General features: G+C 29.6%; 12 protein-coding genes and 1 pseudogene. All 13 read left to right on the forward strand.

What is annotated here, in order from left to right; translation table 11 throughout:
* Positions 1-488: 488 nt before the first annotated feature.
* The gene (locus J7M87_RS06595) at positions 489-7,337 is read left to right on the forward strand and encodes a discoidin domain-containing protein (protein WP_291649876.1); all 6,849 of its coding nucleotides are present in this window, start codon (positions 489-491) and stop codon (positions 7,335-7,337) included.
* Between the two features lie 164 nt (positions 7,338-7,501).
* Entirely contained in the window at positions 7,502-8,233 is a 732-nt protein-coding gene (locus tag J7M87_RS06600) for a GntR family transcriptional regulator (RefSeq protein ID WP_291649878.1), read from the forward strand.
* Between the two features lie 64 nt (positions 8,234-8,297).
* On the forward strand, positions 8,298-9,461 hold the full coding sequence (locus J7M87_RS06605; protein ID WP_291649880.1) for an SIS domain-containing protein: 1,164 nt from the start codon (positions 8,298-8,300) through the stop codon (positions 9,459-9,461).
* A gap of 40 nt (positions 9,462-9,501) precedes the next feature.
* Positions 9,502-9,654: a hypothetical protein gene (locus tag J7M87_RS06610; RefSeq protein WP_291649883.1), complete on the forward strand. Its 153-nt coding sequence runs from the start codon at positions 9,502-9,504 to the stop codon at positions 9,652-9,654.
* 15 nt (positions 9,655-9,669) lie between these two features.
* Positions 9,670-10,527 carry a tagatose bisphosphate family class II aldolase gene (locus tag J7M87_RS06615; RefSeq protein ID WP_291649898.1) on the forward strand — a complete coding sequence of 286 codons (858 nt, stop codon included), beginning with the start codon at positions 9,670-9,672 and terminating at the stop codon, positions 10,525-10,527.
* Between the two features lie 144 nt (positions 10,528-10,671).
* Positions 10,672-12,012 carry a class II D-tagatose-bisphosphate aldolase, non-catalytic subunit gene (locus tag J7M87_RS06620; protein WP_291649884.1) on the forward strand — a complete coding sequence of 447 codons (1,341 nt, stop codon included), beginning with the start codon at positions 10,672-10,674 and terminating at the stop codon, positions 12,010-12,012.
* Between the two features lie 148 nt (positions 12,013-12,160).
* Positions 12,161-13,651 carry a 4Fe-4S dicluster domain-containing protein gene (locus tag J7M87_RS06625; RefSeq protein ID WP_291649886.1) on the forward strand — a complete coding sequence of 497 codons (1,491 nt, stop codon included), beginning with the start codon at positions 12,161-12,163 and terminating at the stop codon, positions 13,649-13,651.
* A 228-nt stretch (positions 13,652-13,879) separates the two neighbouring features.
* Positions 13,880-15,169 (forward strand): O-antigen ligase family protein, encoded by a 1,290-nt coding sequence (locus J7M87_RS06630; RefSeq protein ID WP_291649888.1) that lies wholly within the window; start codon positions 13,880-13,882, stop codon positions 15,167-15,169.
* Between the two features lie 223 nt (positions 15,170-15,392).
* A complete protein-coding gene (gene groES, locus J7M87_RS06635; RefSeq protein ID WP_291649890.1) occupies positions 15,393-15,677 on the forward strand; it encodes a co-chaperone GroES in 285 nt (94 codons plus the stop codon).
* A 14-nt stretch (positions 15,678-15,691) separates the two neighbouring features.
* A complete protein-coding gene (gene groL, locus J7M87_RS06640; RefSeq protein WP_291649893.1) occupies positions 15,692-17,317 on the forward strand; it encodes a chaperonin GroEL in 1,626 nt (541 codons plus the stop codon).
* A gap of 217 nt (positions 17,318-17,534) precedes the next feature.
* On the forward strand, positions 17,535-17,945 hold the full coding sequence (locus tag J7M87_RS06645; RefSeq protein ID WP_291649894.1) for a type II secretion system protein: 411 nt from the start codon (positions 17,535-17,537) through the stop codon (positions 17,943-17,945).
* Positions 17,946-18,258: 313 nt separating this feature from the next.
* Positions 18,259-19,008: an A24 family peptidase gene (locus J7M87_RS06650; RefSeq protein WP_291649896.1), complete on the forward strand. Its 750-nt coding sequence runs from the start codon at positions 18,259-18,261 to the stop codon at positions 19,006-19,008.
* 144 nt (positions 19,009-19,152) lie between these two features.
* Positions 19,153-20,301, forward strand: a pseudogene (locus J7M87_RS06655) (ATPase, T2SS/T4P/T4SS family); the annotation flags it as partial.
* Positions 20,302-20,416: the final 115 nt, after the last annotated feature.

Below are 20,416 nucleotides of genomic sequence, written 5' to 3' on the forward strand. Positions count from 1 at the left end.
AAATTTCTGTTTTATTTACAGTTTTAACTTATAAATTATAGAGTGAATATATAAATACTACAAAATATGCATTAGATTTACAAATAGAAATGTTTACTTTTAATAATATAGATGTAATAGAGCATATTTTAAGTATATCAATTAGGAGAGATTTAATTATATATCAAGCTAAATAATATTAAAATAAAAAAATTAATCAAACTGGTAATGACAACATTATCAGTAGAGGCATTGACAATTAAGAGGGGGAGGGATTATTTGAAGTGAATTATAAAAATTAAGTAGCCATATGAAATTTATATTCCTGTAAAAATAATTCAATAAGTTATGGTTTCTATTAAAATAAAAATATTTGAAATCAATAAAACTCTAAAGATAAAAGCAGTTAATATATGTAGATATAAGTAATTACACTCATACTATAATTTATTTTATTTTTAAATCACGTAATGAAAATTAAAAAATAAGTAAAAATTTAGGGAGGTATTATGAAGAGAAAAATGATAATAGCAAGGCTAACTGTACTTGCTTTAACCACTGCTTTTACATCAAGTCTTACAATTCAAACAGCATCAGCTTATGCTTACTCAATAACGGCTAATTCTAATGAAGAAAATCAATCTATGCAAGCGGCAGTAAATGACTACAACGTAATTGGAGGAGTTGAAAGTTATAGTCAATCTGGAAATAAAGTTACTTTTGAAATGACTACTGGAGAAAAGGTTAGGATATCAATTTTAGAAAATGACGTATTTAGAATATATATGGATCCAGAGGGTAAGTTTCAAGAAGAACCAACTCCAAATTCAAAGGATCATATAACAAAAATTATAGATAAAACAGAGGATGAATATAGTAAGGTAGTTCCAACAATTGAAAATGGAAACGTTATAAAGGTTTCGACTGACAGCATTGAATTAAGAGTAGAAAAAGAAACAGGTAAAATGGAACTATTTAATAAGAAAGCTAATAAGGTAGTTTGGAGAGAAGCAGAACCGTTAAAATATAAATCTAATGAGACAATTCAAACTTTAGAAACTAGTGAAGAGGAATATTTCTATGGTGGTGGACAACAAAATGGACGATTCTCTCATAAGGGAAAAGTGATAAATATTAAAAATGAAAACAATTGGGTTGATGGAGGCGTTTCAAGTCCTACACCATTTTATTTTTCTACAAATGGATATGGAGTAATGCGTCATACCTTTAAACCAGGACAATATGATTTTGAATCAACTGAAGAAGGAAAAATAACTTCAAGGCATGATGAAAAACGTTTTGATGCATATTATTTCATAGATGAAAAGCCAACAAATATTATAAATAAGTTTACTGAATTGACAGGCAAACCTGTACTATTACCAGAATATGCATTTTATTTAGGACATGCAAATGCCTATGCTCGTGACTGGATTAATGATGAGACAGGCCAAGAATCTCAAACTCCAAAGCCTGGATTTGATCGTCAAGAAACATTAATGGTAGATGCTAAAAAAGTTGTTGATGAACATGTGGACAATGATATGCCTCTTGGATGGTTTTTACCTAATGATGGATATGGCGCAGGATATGGTCGTGCAGATACAATTGATGGTAATATAGCTCTTTTAAAAGAGTTCGTTGATTATACAAAAAGTAAAGGAATTCAAGTTGGGCTTTGGACACAAAGTGACTTAAAGCCAACAGGTGTTGGAGAGGTTTACCTGCAACGTGATATAGATAAAGAAGTTGGTGTTGCTGGAACAAATGCAGTTAAAACAGATGTTGCATGGGTAGGAGCAGGATACTCCTTTGCACTTAATGCTGTTAGACAAGCTGCTGAAGGGATTGAAGATAATTCAGTAGATAGAGCTAGACCTTTCGTTGTATCTTTAGATGGATGGGCAGGAACTCAACGTTATGCAGGTCTTTGGTCAGGAGATCAATATGGTGGTAACTGGGAGTATATTCGTTTCCATATACCAACATATATAGGATCTGGATTATCTGGACAACCTAATGTAGGTTCAGATATAGATGGAATATTTGGTGGAAATAAATTAATTCAAACTAGAGATATTCAATGGAAAGCATTTACTCCAATTGAAATAGATATGGATGGTTGGGGAAGTAATCCCAAAAAACCATATGTATTTGGTGAACCATATAATTCAATTAATCGTATGTATTTAAAATTAAAGGCAGAAATGATGCCATATAACTATACTATTGCTAATGAAGCTACTAATGATGGAGTACCTATGGTTCGTGCTATGATGTTAGAATATCCTGAAGCATATACTTATGGAACAAGCACTCAATATCAATATATGTGGGGACCAAACCTATTAGTAGCTCCTATATATCAAGATACGGCTTCTGATTCAGTAGGAAATGATATACGTAATGATATATATCTTCCAGATGAAGAGCAAATATGGATTGACTACTTCACAGGGCAACAATATAGAGGTGGTGGAGTATTAAATAATTTTGATGCACCTATGTGGAAACTTCCGCTATTTGTTAAGAATGGAGCTATAATTCCTATGGCTAATGAAAATAATACGCCAGAAGATATAGATGATTCACAAAGAAAATTTGAAGTATATCCAAGTGGAGATACTAGTTTTGAAATGTATGAAGATGATGGATTAACAACAGATTATAATGAAGGAAAATCAGCTACAACAATGATAACTTCATCAGCACCTAAGACTGGAAAAGGGAAAGCTATTATTAAGGCTAGCCTATTAACAGGAGATTATGAAGGTATTGTTAAAGAAAGATCAACTGAATTCATAGTAAATGTAAGTGAAAAGCCAACAGATTTATTATTAAAAGTTGGAAATGAAAATGTTGAATTGAAAGAAGCATCTTCTTTAGAAGAATTTGAGAAAGGAACAAACTTATATTTCTATGATGAAAGTCCAAATCTAAATAAATATTCTACTGAAGGATCAGAATTTGAAGATGTGGATATAATTACTACTCCTAAGCTTTATGTAAAGGTAGAAAAAACAGATGTAACAGTTAATGAAGTTGAATTAACTATTAATGATTTTATAAATGTTCAAGATATTTCTAAAAATGAAGCAAATAAAGATTTAAGTGCTCCTAAGAACTTCACTGCTCCGAAAGATTTAATAACTTCAAGTTCAATTGATTTAACTTGGGACAAAGTAGATGGAGCAGAGTCTTATGAAATTGAAATTGATGGAATAATACAAAAAAATATTATAGCAACAGAATATAGTCATAAAAACTTAGATTTTGATACTGAGTATAGCTATCGTATTCGTAGTGTAAATAAAGATGGATATTCAGAGTGGAGTAAAGAGATAACTGCTAAAACAGATTTAGACCCTTATAGAAATGTTCCTAAGGACATGACTGTTAAGTGGACAGAAGGGCAATATAGTAGTGATGTGCCAGCAAATGCTGTAGATGGAGATGATAACTCTCAATTCCACTCAAAAGGTAATGCGATTGATGTACCATTTATAATTGATATGAAAAAAGCTTATCAAATTGAAAAATTGGAGTTGCTATTTAGAAGTGCAGGAAATGGCTCTGTAAAGCGTGCTGAAATATACAGTAGTTTAGATGGGGTAAACTACCAAAAAATATTTAGTAATGCAAGTGATTCTGGAAAAGCAGCTTGGGCTACAGATGGACAAGTAAAAACTATAGGATTTGATGCTCCAATTAAAGCTCGTTACTTTAAGGTTGTAACAAAAGAATCAGTTGGTAATTTCTTGGCTATTAGAGAGTTTAGGCCATACATGGTTGATGGAAGTAAGGGCCAAATTGTTGGGGATTGGAACAATGGTGGAACAATTGAGGAAGGCGATTTAACATTCCTTCAAAATTACACTGGTTTATCATCTGTAGATGCAGATTGGAACTATGTATCAATGGCTGACTTAAACTTTAATAATATTATTGATGCTTATGATATAAGTTATGTAGCAAGTCAATTAGAAGGTGGAATTGTACCAACAGAAGGAGGAAATGTTGCTGGGGAACTTATGCTAGTTCCTAATAAAACAAGCATTTCAGCTGGTGAAACTTTTACCGTTGATGTTGTAGGTACTGGATTATCAGATATTAATGCATTTAGTGCAGAGATTCCTTTAGATTCAAGTAAGTATGAATTCGTAAAAACAGAAGGCGCAGTCTCAACAGTTTCTATGAAGAATCTATCAAAACTTAGAATTCATAGTGATAATTCACAAGATCTTTATGCGGTATTCACTAATACTGGAGAAAACGTTAGACTTAATGGAACAGATACACTTGCAACAATTACTTTAAAAGCAAAAAGTGATATCAATTTTGATTTAGCATTAAGTGATGCATTAGTAATTGATAGCAACCTAAATTCTAAAAATGCAATTGCTAATATTACTAATCCAGAAGAACCATTACCAGAAGGAAGCTCTTCACTAGTTAAGGTTGTGAAAGAAAATATTACTGTAATAGGTGATGAAAGTCAATTACAATCTGGAATGGGATTAAGCAGATTAATTGATGGAACTACAAGTAGTGATGATAGTTCTCGCATGGATTTAAAATGGGTGTATTCTGCTGATCAAGCAGATAAAGGGAAACTTCCGTTTGAAATGACATTTACATTTAATGAGGCAAAGAAGCTTAACAACTTTACTATATATAATCGTACTAACTCAAATGGTACAAATAATATTGCGGCATTAAAGAAGGTTAAGGCAGTAGGTTATTTAAATGGGGTTGCAACTGATTTAGGTGAAAAATCTAATATCACAACAGCAAAGACAATCTATGAATTAAATAACCAAACATTTGATAAAATTGTTATTACAGCACTTGAATCAAATAAGGATATTAATACTTTAGCAATAAATGAAATCGAGTTCTATGAAGAAAAAATGCAATTACCATCTTCAATAGAGTTTTTACAGGATACACCAAATAGCTTATATATTAATAAGCTAACTCCAATATTTGCAAAGGTATTACCTGAAAATGCAAACAATCTACATTATAAGATTACTTCATCCGATGAAGAAGTTATAAGAGTTATACGTGTAGATAATGATGATACAATAAACTATTATTTAAGAGGTATTAAACCTGGTACAGCTACAATACAGGCTACAACTGCAGATGGCAAAATAACTGTTGAGCATGAAGTTACAGTACTTGATGGGTTTGACAAATCAAAGTTAACTGAAGCGATTGAATTAGGAAAGTCTTATGAGAAACTTAGTGAAATTTATTCAGAAGAGACTTACTCAGTTTTAGTTAATGCTATTAAAAATGCAGAAGAAGTACTGGAAAATGCGAAGACAGAAGCTGAATTAAGTGCTCCAATTATATCAATAAGAACAGCTATAAACGGATTGAAAGAGCGTGAAACAGTTGATGCGGATAGAATAGATTTTAATAAATTGGAAGCAATATTTGCTACTACTGAAGCAGATAATGATTTTAAAGAAAATGCTGTAGATGGTGATGAAAATACAATATGGCATTCAGGCTATCAAGGTAGTGATAAGTTGCCTGTTTCAATAGTAATTAAGCTTGATAAGGCTTATGATCTTAATCAAATTGATTATTTACCAAGACAAAGTAGTAGAAATGGGCATGTAATAGAATATTTAATTGAAACAAGTATGGATAATGAGAATTGGACAGCAGTTAGAACTGGTACTTTAAAAGAAGCAAGTAATGGTTCTGGCTTAGAGAATAAGGGATATAATCCAATACGTTTCAATGCTACTAAAGCTCAATACGTTAAATTTACTGCATTAAAAACTTTGGGGGATACCCGTGATAAATATGCTAGTGTAGCTGAATTAAGATTTTATGGTCAATTATCACCTGTAGAAGCAGAAAATATTACTTTAGAAAAGTCTGAATTAAATCTTAAGGCAAATACTACTGAAAAGTTAGTTCCTATTTTAGACCCTATTGATAGTACAAACAATATAGTTTGGACTTCTGCAGATGAGGCTATTGCAAAAGTTGATGAAAATGGTAATGTTACTGCAGTTGAAGTAGGTACAACTACGATTACAGCTACTATACCAAATGGTAAAAAGGCTGTAGCTACTGTAACTGTTGAAATTAATAAAGATGAATTAAATAAAGAAATTGTAGAGTCAGAGAAGATTATTAATGAAGAGGGTTCATCAGATAAATACTCTAAAGCTACTTGGGAAAGATTTAAGAAAGCTTATGATGCTGCATTAGCATTAGGAGAAGACTTAACACAAAAAGAAGTTAATGAAGCTAAGGAAAACTTAAAAGCAGCAAGAGAAACTTTAGCTTTAAAGACAAATAAAGAACAATTAGAAGCTAAATTAGAAGAAGCAAAAGCTTTAATATTAGAAGGAAATAAATATTCAAAAGCATCACTTAAGAAATTACAAGGTGAAATTGAAGAAGTAAATTCTATATTAGGTAATGAAGCTTCTACTGAAGAGGAATTTGCAGTTGCAAATAAAGCTCTTACAGATGCAATTGAAGGTTTAGTTGATATAACTGAAATATATAATGTATTAGGCAGTGCAAATAAGGTAATAGAATCTGAATATACTAAGAATTCTTATAATAACTTCTTAAATGCGAAACTTGAGCTTGAAGAGTTATTGTTAAAAGACGATGCAACGGCTGAAGCTTTAGAAACTGCTAAAGTAAATCTTCAAAATAAAATGAACCAATTAGTTGGGGTTGCAGATAAATCAAAATTAGAAAGTAAAGTTAATGAAGCAGAACAATTAGTTGAAGCTGATTATACTGTTGAAAGCTTTAAAGCATTTAAGGAAGCGCTTAATGCAGCTAATGAAATATTGATAGATGAAGAAGCAACTCAAGAGCAGGTTGATTCAGCTCTTACTATATTAGATGAGACTATAAGAGGATTAGATGAGGTTAATAAAGAAAATCCAAATGAACAAGAAAGAGTAGATAAGTCTGATTTAGAGGAGATAATAAATAAAGCTAATGGATTAAATAAGGAAAAATACACAAAAGCTACTTGGGATAAGCTGGTAGATGCTTTAAATAAGGCGAAGGAAGTATTAGGTGATGAGGAGGCTACGCAGGAAGAAGTAAACTCAGCTATAAAAAATGTGGATGATGCTATTAATGGACTGAAAGAAATGCAAAGTAATAATAACGGAAATAATAACAACAATGGAGGAAATAACAATAATAATAGCAACAATGGAGGAAATAACAATAATAGTGGAAATAATAATGGTAATAAATTACCTAGTACAGGAGGCACACCAGCTAGTGCAATAGTATTACTTGGAACATTAACTTCATTAGCAGGCGCTTATATGATAAGAAAAAGAAAAATAAAATAATTTAAAATAATAGATGGGTTATTATTATATAGCCTATCTATTATTTTGTAATAGTAATATAAGAATACATTGACATAAAAAAATATATAATTTATTATTAAAATATAATAAGTAATTTTTTTTATATTATGATATAATTATAATAAGATTAAGAGGTGACATTAATGAGTTCAATAATAGATAAAAACTCTAGGACGCCCCTATACTTACAACTTATGGATATATTAATAGATATGATAGAAAATAAGTGGTCTGAAAATGAACAAATACTTTCTGAAAGAGAAATTTGTGAAATTTATGATGTGAGTAGAACAACTGTAAGACAGGCTATGGATGAACTTGAGAAAGAAGGATATATATATAAAATACATGGTAAGGGCACATTTGTATCTTCTAAAAGAGTGAATCAAGATTTAATTTCTTTTTATTCTTTTACTGAAGAAATGAAGAAGTTAGGAAAAGTTCCGAGTTCAGAAGTTACAGGCTTTGAAATAGTTCAGGCAGGTGAAAAAATAGGCGAGATATTTAATATAGATAATGAAGAACTATTATATAAGATATCTAGAGTTAGAAAAGCTGATGGATTGCCGATGATGTATGAAATTACTTATCTTCCTTTTAATAGATTTAAAGGATTGTTAAGGGAACAATTAGAGGAAAAGCCAATGTATGAGGTTTTAACTAAGGAGTTTGAAACCAAAATAACATTCGCTGAAGAGTATTTTATGCCTATTCTAACTAATAAATTGGAAAGTGTATATTTGGATATTAAAGAAGGATTGCCTAGTTTAAAAATAGAGAGATTCACTTATGAAAATTCAAATATAATGGAATATACAGTAAGTGTAGCTAGGGGAGACAAATTTAAGTATAAAGTAAAGTTAAATAATAATTAAAATAAAAAAATTTTTTTTGAGACAACTGGTAATGATGACATTAACAGATGCAGGAGGTATTAAAATGTTTTTTGGAATGGATAATGAAAAACTTAAGGAATTGGGGGCAACTTATACTGCTACAGAAATAAGACAACAGCCTAAATTATGGGGAGAAACATACAATATAATAAAGGAAAATGAAGAGAAAATTAAAAACTTTTTAAGTAGAAGATTAAAAGATAATACTAGAATAATTTTAACTGGAGCAGGAACGTCAGATTACGTTGGAGATACAATTTATCTATATTTAGCAAAAAAGCTGAACTTAAGAGTAGAAGCTATTGCCACAACTGATTTAGTATCAAATCCTTACGAATTTATCGAAGAAAACGTGCCAACAATTTTAGTTTCATATGCAAGATCAGGAAATAGTCCTGAAAGTGTTGGTGCTTTTGATTTATTTAAAGAGAATGTAAAAGACATATCACAACTGGTAATTACATGTAATTCTGAAGGAGAACTTGCTAAGAAGGCTTCTATAAGTGATAGTGATCTTTGCATATTAATGCCAGAAGATTCAAATGATAAGAGTTTTGCTATGACTAGTTCCTTTAGTTGTATGTTATTAGCATCATTATTGATTTTTGATATTGATAATTTAGAAGAAAATAAAAAGTATTTAGATACAGTGATTAATCAAGGTAATTTAATTTTAGATAATAACTGGAAAGATATAAAAGAATTAGTTGATTTAAATGCATCAAGAGTAGTTTATTTAGGCTCAGGTATTTTAAAAGGATTATGCCAAGAAATGGCTTTAAAAAATCTAGAACTAACTAGTGGTAAAGTAATTACAGTTTGTGAATCAGTATTAGGATTTAGACATGGTCCAAAATCAATAATTAATGACGATACATTAGTAATATTTATGAATTCTAATAATAAATATACTAACCTTTATGATATGGACCTTATAAGAGAAATAAATGGTGATACAGGAAATCATAAACTAGCTGTAATAAGTTATGAAAAGAATGAAGAATTAAATAGTGTATGTGATAAGTATATAGAAATAGATGGACAAACAATTCCTGAAGTTTATACAGTATTTAATTATATGCTATTTGGACAAATGTTTGGATTATTTAGTTCACTTAAATTAGGAATTTCACCTGATAATCCAAGACCTGATGGAACTGTTAATAGAGTTGTTAAGGGTGTAGTAATTCATAAGTATAATAAATAGATTTTTTATTGAATGGAGTATTCTTATTTTAAGAGTGTTAGTGGAAGTTTCCTTATGTAGATTAGGTGCGGCTTTAGAGCAGTTAGTTAGATTTGCAACTGATTTATATAAAGATGTAATAAAGACTTTTGTTATAAAAATAAAAATTGAAGATAAAATTGATGAAGAACATGCAATACAAAGATTATATTAAGGGGAGTTGAAGCAAATTATGAAAATATTATCAACAAGAGAAATGTTAAAAAAAGCGCAAAGAGAAGGATATGCTGTACCAGCATTTAATATTCATAACTTAGAAACTTTACAAGTAGTTGTAGATACAGCAGCTGAATTGAAATCACCAGTTATCTTAGCAGGAACACCTTCAACAATACTTTACGCAGGTGGAGAATATATAGTGTCTATGGCTGAAGTAGCAGCAAAAAAATACAATATTCCAATAGCTATACACCTAGATCATTTTGAAGATATTGAGGAAATAAAGCATTATGTAGATTTAGGATTTAAATCAACAATGATAGATGCATCTCATTCAGATTATGAATCTAATATAAAGACTGTTAAAGAGGTAGTTGAATATGCTCATAAGTTTGATGCTACTGTAGAAGCTGAGCTTGGAAGGTTAGGAGGTCAAGAAGATGACCTAGTAGTAGATGAAAAGGATGCTATGTACACTAATCCAGAGCAAGCAAAGGATTTCGTTGAAAGAACAGGAATAGATTCACTAGCAATTGCTATAGGAACAGCACATGGATTATATAAAGGTGAAGCAAAGCTTGATTTTGATAGATTAAAGGAAATAAGAGATATTGTAGATGTTCCATTAGTTTTACATGGAGCATCAGATGTACCAGATGAGTTAGTGAAGAAAGCAATTTCTCTTGGAATATGTAAGGTAAATGTAGCTACAGATTTGAAGATACCATTTTCTGATGCAGTAAAGAAATTCTTTAATGATCATCCAGATGCTAATGATCCTAGAAAATATATGACACCTGGAAAAGAAGCTATGAAAAATATAGTTGCTCATAAAATAATGGTTTGTGGAAGCAATGGAAAAGCTTAATTAAATCACGTTTTAGATAAAATACAATAATGAGTTTGAGAGAAAATAATATTAAAGCACTTGCTAGAATATTATTTTCTTTCATATATAATTTGTTTTTAAAAGAGATTTTTTATATATAAAAGAGTTTAAGAGGTGAGAGAAATGATACATCCAATGGAAGATATAGTTAAAAGATATAAAAATGGTGAAAATGTAGGTATATTCTCTGTATGTTGTTCTAATCAATATGTAATTGAATCAGCTATGCAAAAGCTTTTAAATAAGAATATACCACTTTTAGTGGAAGCAACTGCAAATCAAGTTGATCAATTTGGTGGATATACAGGAATGAAACCAAAAGACTATGTAGAGTATATTTATAAAATAGCTGATAACGTAGGATTTCCAAAAGAAAGAATAATTTTAGGGGGAGATCATTTAGGGCCATTAACATGGAGAACAATAAACCCAAGAGAAGCCATGGAGAATGCGAAAAATCTGATAAGAGAATATGTTTTAGCAGGATTTACTAAAATTCATATAGATACAAGTATGCCATTAAATGGTGATATTGAAAATGGAATATTTGATGATAGCTTAATAGCTAATAGAGCATCTGTATTATGTAAAGTTGCAGAAGAAGCATATTTAGAGGTTAAAGAAAAAGATGATGAAGCCGTGCATCCAGTTTATATTATAGGTAGTGAAGTTCCTATACCTGGTGGGGCTCAAGTAGAAGAGGAAGAAGCAGGTCCTAAAGTAACTAGTGTAGAAGGATTTAAAAATACAGTAGAAACATTTAGAAAAGCATTTGAAAGCTTTGGAGTAGAGGATGCTTGGCAATATGTAATAGGTGTAGTAGTACAGCCAGGGGTTGAATTTAGTAGTGATTATGTTTGGGAATATAATAGAGAAGAAGCGAAAGATTTAATAGATGAATTAAAAAATTATCCTCAATTAATATTTGAAGCGCATTCAACAGATTATCAAACACCAAAAGCTTTAAAACAGATGGTAGAGGACGGATTTATAATCTTAAAAGTTGGTCCAGCTTTAACATTTGGATTTAGGGAAGGTATATTTGCATTAAATCATATGGAAAACGAACTATTAAAATATGATGAAAATATAGAATTATCTAATTTTATAGAAGTATTAGACTTTAGTATGGTAAAAAACCCTAAGGATTGGGAACATCATTATTCAGGAACTGGTGAAAAGATAAAGTTAGAAAGAAAATATAGTTTGTCTGATAGAGCAAGATATTATATGCCTAAAGATGAAGTGAATTTTGCATTAGAGAAACTTATGAGCAATTTAGAGGGGATTGAAATTCCTATGACAATTATAAGCCAATTTATGCATGAACAATACAAGAAGGTTAGAGAAGGATTATTAAAACCTATAGCTAAAGAGTTATTGAAAGATAGAATTGGTGAGTATTTAGATGATTATATATATGCTGTTGAAAATGTAGAGGAAAAGATATTACAAATTAATTAAAAGATAAAGTGGACATGCGGAAAGTGTGTCCTTATTCTTTGAAAACTAATTTTCTGAATATTTAGAATTTAATAAACTGGCACAAATTAACTGGTATAATAATAATGGGGATTATTGGTTTAATTTTATTAAATAGGAGGATTTTGGTATGTTTCAATTTGAGACTCAGTTAAAGAAACTTAAGCATGAGGTGCTAACAGAAGTTGCCAAGTTAGCTAAAGATGGTAACTTAACCACAGAATCAATAGAAAAGATTCCTTATGAAATTATTAAGGGTGATAAAGCTATGTATAGATGCTGTGTGTATAAGGAAAGAGCTATTGTTTTAGAAAGAGCAAAGCTAGCAGCTGGATATCTAGCTAATGGAGATAATATAGATGATGAATTTGTTGATATCAAAGAAGATGATCAAATAATATATGTTATTGAAGCAGCATGTGATAGATGTCCAATAAATAAGTATAGTGTTACAGATTCTTGTAGGAATTGCTTGGCTCATAAATGCCATGAAGCTTGTAATTTTGGTGCAATAACTTATGTTGCTGGACGAGCATACATAAACCAAGAACTTTGCAAGGAATGTGGAATGTGTAAAAAAGCATGTCCTTACGATGCAATTGCAGAGGTTATGAGACCTTGTAAAAGAGTATGTCCAACAGGTGCTTTAGATATAAACCAAGATGACAGAAGAGCAATGATTAAGGAAGAAACATGTGTTAATTGTGGAAGCTGTATGAGTGCATGTCCTTTCGGAGCAATTTCAGATAAGAGCTTAATTGTTCCTATAGCAAAGAGACTTGCAAGAGGAAGAAAGATGTATGCTGTAGTAGCACCTGCTATAACTGGCCAATTTGGAGCAAAAACTCCGTATGGAAAAATTAAAAATGCAATTAAGAAATTAGGTTTTGAAGATATGATTGAAGCAGCATGTGGAGCAGATGCTGTAACTGTTCATGAGAGTGGAGAGTTTCTAGAGAGATTGGAAAATGGACAAAACTATATGACAAATTCTTGTTGTCCAGGTTTCTTAAGTTATGTAGAGAAAATGTTCCCATCAGAAGTTGAAAAGGTATCAGGGACGGTTTCTCCGATGATAGCAACAGCAAGATTTATAAAGCATAACGATCCAGATGCAAAGGTTGTATTTATTGGACCATGTACTGCTAAGAAGAGTGAAGCTGTTAGAGAGTCTATAAAGGATGCAGTAGATTATGTTATAACATTTGAAGAGTTACTAGCATTATTTGATGCTTTTGAAGTAGATGTAGATACTTGCAATGAAGATGTAGTTGATGATGCTTCTATATATGGAAGAGGATTTGGAGCACATGGAGGATTAACAGCAGCTATAGAAAATTATATAAGAAGTCAAGGATTAGAAGTAAACTTTAATCCTGTAAAAGTATCAGGTGGAATAGAAATAAAGAAAACAATGACTATGGCTAAAATAGGTAAATTACAAGGGAACTTTATTGAAGGTATGATGTGTGAAGGTGGATGTATAAATGGGGCTGGAGCGCTAGTAACTCCATTTAAGGCAAAAGGTGTCTTCAACAAGATAAATGCTCAAGCTACAAAGAAAGCTGTAATAGATAATGAAGAACTTGAAGAATATAAGAATGTGAACTTAGAAAGATAGTAGGATTTTGCAAAGCAAAATAGTGAAGAAGTGAAAGAATGAAAAAGTGAAAGAGTTTATGAGGTTTTGCTCTGCAAAACTTAAATTTATTGGGGGTATGAGTATTTTATTCAAAAATCCCTTAAGAATTTTTAACCTTAATTTTTTCATTATTTCATTTCTTAATTGTTTAATTTGTAATAAATTGCTTCGCAATTTACAGTTATTAATCTACTAGTTGGTGTTAAGGTGCAGAGTATAAATAAGAAAATAAAAGGAACTTTTACAAAGGAAATTGATTTTAGAATTTTAGTAAATATAATTTTATATTCTGTAATAATCATAATGCCATTCATAGTTGTAAACGTATCATACCCTAGATATGTAATGGGGAAGGTAATCTTTCTTTATATAATTGGTATAATATCTATTATAATATTGATTAGATTAAGGGTAACAGAATTTGTTTTTGAGCATAAGATGTCATTAGTGTTTCTGTTAACTATGTTAATACCAAGTATATTATCTCCACAAAAATATGTAGCTTTCATTGGGAATATTCAAAGAAATGAAGGCTTCATAATGTATTGTATTTACATTTTACTTTTTATACTATCTTCTAAATATATTATTATAAATAAAAAGCTTTTAGATTTAGTATTAATTTCTTCATGTATTATGAGTGGATATGGAGTGCTACAGTTTTACGGGTTTGATCCTATACAAATTTGGATGTTTGGTTATATACCAGTAAGTGATTCAGTTGGAATGATAGGAAATAGAAATTTTTTTTCATCATATTTATGTATATTTCTATTTATAAGCATGGCAATTTATATTTTTAATGGTGGAAAAAGATATTTAATATATTCAATTATATTATTTACATCATTAATTTGTACATTAACTCGTAGTGGGTGGTTAGCCTTTTTAATTTATTCAATAATTGGGCTGATATTTATAATAAATGATAAAAATAGATTGAAAAAATCAGGTGTTGTATTTATATTATTTTTAAGTATTTTTATATTTTTAAATTTAACTACTAATGGTAAGGTTCTTGGACGTGCAAGTAATACCATTGTAATTGATGAAAAAGGCATAACAAAGGTTGAAGACAGTGGTAGAATTGAAATATTAAATATTTCATGGAGTGCGTTTAAAGATAATCCATTTATAGGGTGGGGCCCTGATACATTAAAGTATAGATTAGATTTACAGTATAGTGAAAATCATCAAGAATATATAAATAAACATGGCGTTTATATTGATAAGTCGCATAATGAATTTTTAGAATATGCAGTTAGCAATGGAATATTTAATTTAATATCATATGTATTATTAATTGGAGTAATAATATACAAGCTAATTAAAAATATTAGAAGTAATTTATCGAAGATACTATTATTAACATTAGTAGGATATTTAATTCAAGCATTTTTTAATATTAGTGTAATAATGGTAGCACCAATTTTTTGGATATTTTTAGGCTTTTGTGTCAAAGAAAAAGAAGGTAAAATTCAACAAAATATAATATAAATAAACATAAGTATAAAATGAAGAAAATAAATAAAAGCGTGAGAAAATGGAAAATAATTAATGAAAAGTGGTAATATTTATAATATATAAGGTAATAATATATTAGGTAACATTTGAAAATTACAGAACAAAAGATTATCATAAAATTATTAGCACTTAATGATGATGAGTGCTAATATAAAAGGGTAATTAAATTTATAGATATAAATAGGAGGGATTTTTTATGAACATTAAGCCACTAGCAGATAGGGTAGTAATAAAAAAATTAGAAGCAGAAGAAACAACTAAAAGTGGAATAGTTTTAACAGGAACTGCAAAGGAAAGACCACAAGAAGCAGAAGTTGTAGCTGTTGGACCAGGAGCTATAGTTGATGGAAATAGAATAGCAATGGAAGTTAGAGTTGGAGATAAAGTACTTTATTCAAAATATGCAGGTACAGAAGTTAAGGTTGAGGGTGAAGAATATACTATTTTAAAACAAGATGATATTTTAGCAATAGTTGAATAAGGGAGGAAAGAATTATGGCAAAAATGATTAAATTTAGTGAAGATGCAAGAAGAGCAATGCAAGTTGGTGTTGACACATTAGCAGATACAGTTAAAGTTACATTAGGACCAAAAGGAAGAAATGTAGTTTTAGATAAAAAGTTTGGATCACCACTTATTACTAATGATGGTGTTACTATAGCAAGAGAAATTGAATTAGAAGATCCATATGAAAATATGGGAGCACAATTAGTTAAAGAAGTTGCAACTAAGACTAATGATGTTGCAGGGGATGGTACTACTACAGCAACACTTTTAGCGCAAGCAATTATAAGAGAGGGCCTAAAGAATGTTACTGCTGGAGCAAATCCAATACTAATTAGAAATGGTATTAAGATGGCTGTAGATAAGGCTGTTGAAGAAATAAAGAAGATTTCTAAACCAGTTAACGGTAAAGAAGATATAGCTAGAGTTGCAGCTAATTCAGCAGGAGATCAAGAAGTAGGTAAGTTAATATCTGATGCTATGGAAAAGGTAGGTAACGAAGGCGTTATAACTATTGAAGAATCAAAATCAATGGGAACTGAATTAGATGTAGTTGAAGGTATGCAATTTGATAGAGGATATGTATCAGCTTATATGGTAACTGATACAGAAAAAATGGAAGCTGTTTTAGATAGTCCATTAATTCTTATAGCAGATAAAAAGATTACAAATATTCAAGAATTACTTCCAATACTTGAACAAATAGTTCAACAAGGGAAGAAATTACTTATTATAGCTGAAGATGTTGAAGGCGATGCTATGACTACATTAGTAGTAAACAAGTTAAGAGGAACTTTCACATGCGTAGCTGTAAAGGCTCCAGGATTTGGAGATAGAAGAAAGGAAATGCTTCAAGATATAGCAGTATTAACAGGTGGTACAGTAATATCAGAAGAACTTGGAATAGATATAAAAGAAGTAACTTTAGATATGCTTGGACAATGTGATAGCATTAAGGTCACAAAAGAAACTACTACAATAGTTAATGGAAAAGGAAATAGTGAAGCTATTAAGGAAAGAGTATCACAAATAAGAGCTCAAATTGAAGAAACTACTTCAGAATTTGATAAAGAGAAATTAACTGAAAGATTAGCTAAGTTAGCTGGTGGAGTTGCAGTAATTAAAGTTGGTGCTGCAACAGAAACAGAATTAAAAGAAAAAAAATTAAGAATTGAAGATGCTTTAGCAGCTACAAAAGCAGCTGTTGAAGAAGGTATAGTACCTGGTGGTGGATCTGCTTATGTTAATATAATTAACGAAGTAGCAACAGTAACTTCAGATGTTGCAGATACTCAAGTTGGTATTAATATAATTGTAAGATCATTAGAAGAACCAATGAGACAAATAGCAACTAACGCAGGAGTTGAAGGTTCTGTCATTATTGAACGTGTTAAGAATTGTGAGCCAGGAGTAGGTTATGATGCATTAAATGAGACTTATACTGATATGATTAAAGCTGGTATAGTAGATCCAACTAAGGTTACAAGATCAGCACTTCAAAATGCTGCATCAGTAGCATCAACATTCTTAACAACAGAAGCTGCAGTTGTTGAAATTCCTCAAAAAGAAGCTCCAATGCCAGGAGCACCAGGAATGGGAATGGACGGAATGTATTAATAAATTTTAAATTTAGGAACTTAGAAATTCTAAGTTCCTTTTTTATGTTTAAGAAAGTATAAAGTTTAAAATTTTGAATTTAATTAAAGAAGGATTTAAGATATAATAAAGATTAATAATATAAACCTTTGTATTGATTTTAAGTGCATTACAATATTATAATTTAGAATGTATAATAAGCAAAAAGAAGAGTGAATAGAAGACTTTGGAGGTATATATGGAGAGGAATTTTAATAGAAGGAAAAAAAATAAGTTTACTATATTTGATTTAATTGCAGTAGTAATGATAATAGGAATAGTAGGAGCTGTATTAGTATCTAGTTTTAAAAAGTATTCTATTGATTCAAAGAAGATAGAAGTAAAATCTATTGTTAGGGAATTTATTATAGCGGTGGAAACAGCTAAAATTAGTGATAAAGTTGAATTTTCTAATACAGAATCTATAAAGACTATGGAAGCTGATAATGGAGATAAAATATCTTCAATAAATAAGTATATAAAGGATTTGGAAGATTTAAATAAAATAAAAGAGATAACTATAGAGGAAGCAAATCAAATTGTAAATAATGAATTGGACTTTGAATTAAATAAAGAAGGACAAATTTTAAGAGTAGTTAAAGATAGGTAAAGTAAAACTAAAATTATATAGAATATAGGAATATCGGATATTAAAGTTTAATATTATACTTTTATCCGATTTTTTTGTTGTATAATTTCAAATAAATATATTTTTTTGATTAAAAAATACAATTAATGGATAATTATTAAAATAAGACAAGTATTTAGCTAGTTACATCTTATTTAATAAGTAAGAAATTATCTAATAACAGACATTTTAATTAACAGATTTTAATTAAAACACTTATATGTAAAAATCATGAAGGAAAATGTTTATACTATATAGAATTAATACCGTAGTTTATAACTTTGAGGAGGTTATTATGGAAATTTTAATATTAATAATAGGGTTGTGTATAGGAAGTTTTTTAAATGTATGCATCTATAGAATACCTAGGGAAGAATCAATTGCTTTTCCACCATCGCATTGCACAAATTGTGGATATGAACTAAAAGCAATAGACCTTATTCCAATAGTAAGTTATTCATTTTTAAGAGGAAAATGTAGAAAGTGTGGGACAAAGATATCTATAAGATATCCGTTGGTTGAACTACTAAATGGAGTCTTATATTTATTAATATTTTTAAAGTTTGGATTAAGTTTAAACTTTATATTTTATAGTCTTTTAACTTCTTTATTAATTGTTATATCTTATATAGATTTAGAGTGTAAATATATATATTCATCTACGACCATTTTAGGAGTAATACTTGCTACTATCTATATATTAATAGGATTATACACTAAAGATACAAGCATAGTTAATAATATTCTAGGTGGAGCTATAGGATATGGAATTATATATCTAATAGTAGTAATTACAAAAGGAATGGGACAGGGTGACGCAGAAATTGCAGGTGTTTGTGGATTGTTTATAGGAGTTGAAGGAATTTTAGTTTGCCTATTTATAGCTGTGGTTTTAGGAGGATTAGTAGCAGCAATAATATTGTTATTTAAAATAAAAGGAAGAAAATCAGAAATTGCTTTTGGACCATATATAGCTATTGGCGCGATTGTGTATATTTTTATAGGAAAGGAACTATTGTCGTTATATCTAAATTTTTTACTATAAAATGTGAATTAAATTCAAATTTATATTATGATTGCAAAAGAATTATGGCTATATTAATATTAAAATAAGTAGAATAAATGGTCAAAAAAGGAAAATTTTTAACAAATAGAATTAAAGTTAAAATTAAACATAGGAGGGGAGTTTATGGCTATAGTTCAAAAGAAAAGGCTTGGAGATATCTTGGTAATGGCAGAAAAAATAACTCCTTTTCAACTTCAAAATGCATTAAAAACACAAAAGCTTTTAGGTAAAAAATTAGGAGAAGTTCTAATTGAAAGTGGAATTGTTTCAGAAGAAGATATTATAGATGCTATAGAAACTCAAACTGGAATAAAAAAAATAGATTTAAATAATGTTAATTTTGATAAAAAGGCCATTAAAATAGTACCTCAAAATCTTTGTAGTAAATATAATTTAATAGCATTTGGATTTGAAGAAGAAAAAATAATGGTTGCGCTTGCAGATCCATTAAATATTTTTGCAATAGATGATATTTCTATATCAACAGGTTTAAGCGTTAAGACATTTATTGCACCTAAAAAAGACATTCATAAGTTTGTTCAAATAAATTACAGTAGTGAAGAAGTTAACAAAGCAGCAGAAGAACTCCTAAAGGAAGCTTTAGAATCAAAAAGTATATCTTTAGATGTTGAAGAAATTGATGATGTAAAAAACGCTCCAGTTGTAAAAATGATAGAACACTTATTTAGGAACTCAGTTGAAATGAGAGCGTCAGATATACATATAGAACCATATGAAAAAGAAATAAGAATAAGATATAGAATTGATGGGGAGCTTACAACTGTAAATACCCTTGGTATAGAAAGTTTAGCACCATTAATAACTAGAATAAAAATACTTGCAAATTTAAATATAGCTGAAAAAAGAGTACCTCAAGATGGAAGAATTATAACTAAAGTTGGGAATACTGATGTAGACCTCAGAGTATCTATTTTACCAACTGTAAATGGTGAAAAGGTAGTTGTAAGAATTCTAAATAGAGATAATTATAAATTAGGAAAAGAGAGGCTTGGATTAAGTAAGGATAATCTAAAAAAACTAGACAATATAGTATCTAGCCCTCATGGAATAGTACTTGTTACTGGTCCTACAGGAAGTGGAAAATCAACAACTCTTTATACGATTTTAAGTGAACTTAATTCTAATAATGTAAATATAGTTACAATAGAAGATCCTGTTGAGTACACTCTAAATGGTATTAATCAAGTTAATGTAAATATTAAGGCTGGATTAACCTTTGCAAGTGGACTTAGAAGTATTTTAAGGCAAGATACATACTATCCTTAATAAATGGCTATTTTAAAGGATTTATAGAATTTCGTCAAAAATTTCGTCAAAAATTATTTTGAAAAAATTTTAGCTATAGTTCTACTTGCATTTTCCATCA

The sequence above is a fragment of the Clostridium sp. genome (genome assembly GCF_017888565.1).
Taxonomy (GTDB): domain Bacteria; phylum Bacillota; class Clostridia; order Clostridiales; family Clostridiaceae; genus Clostridium.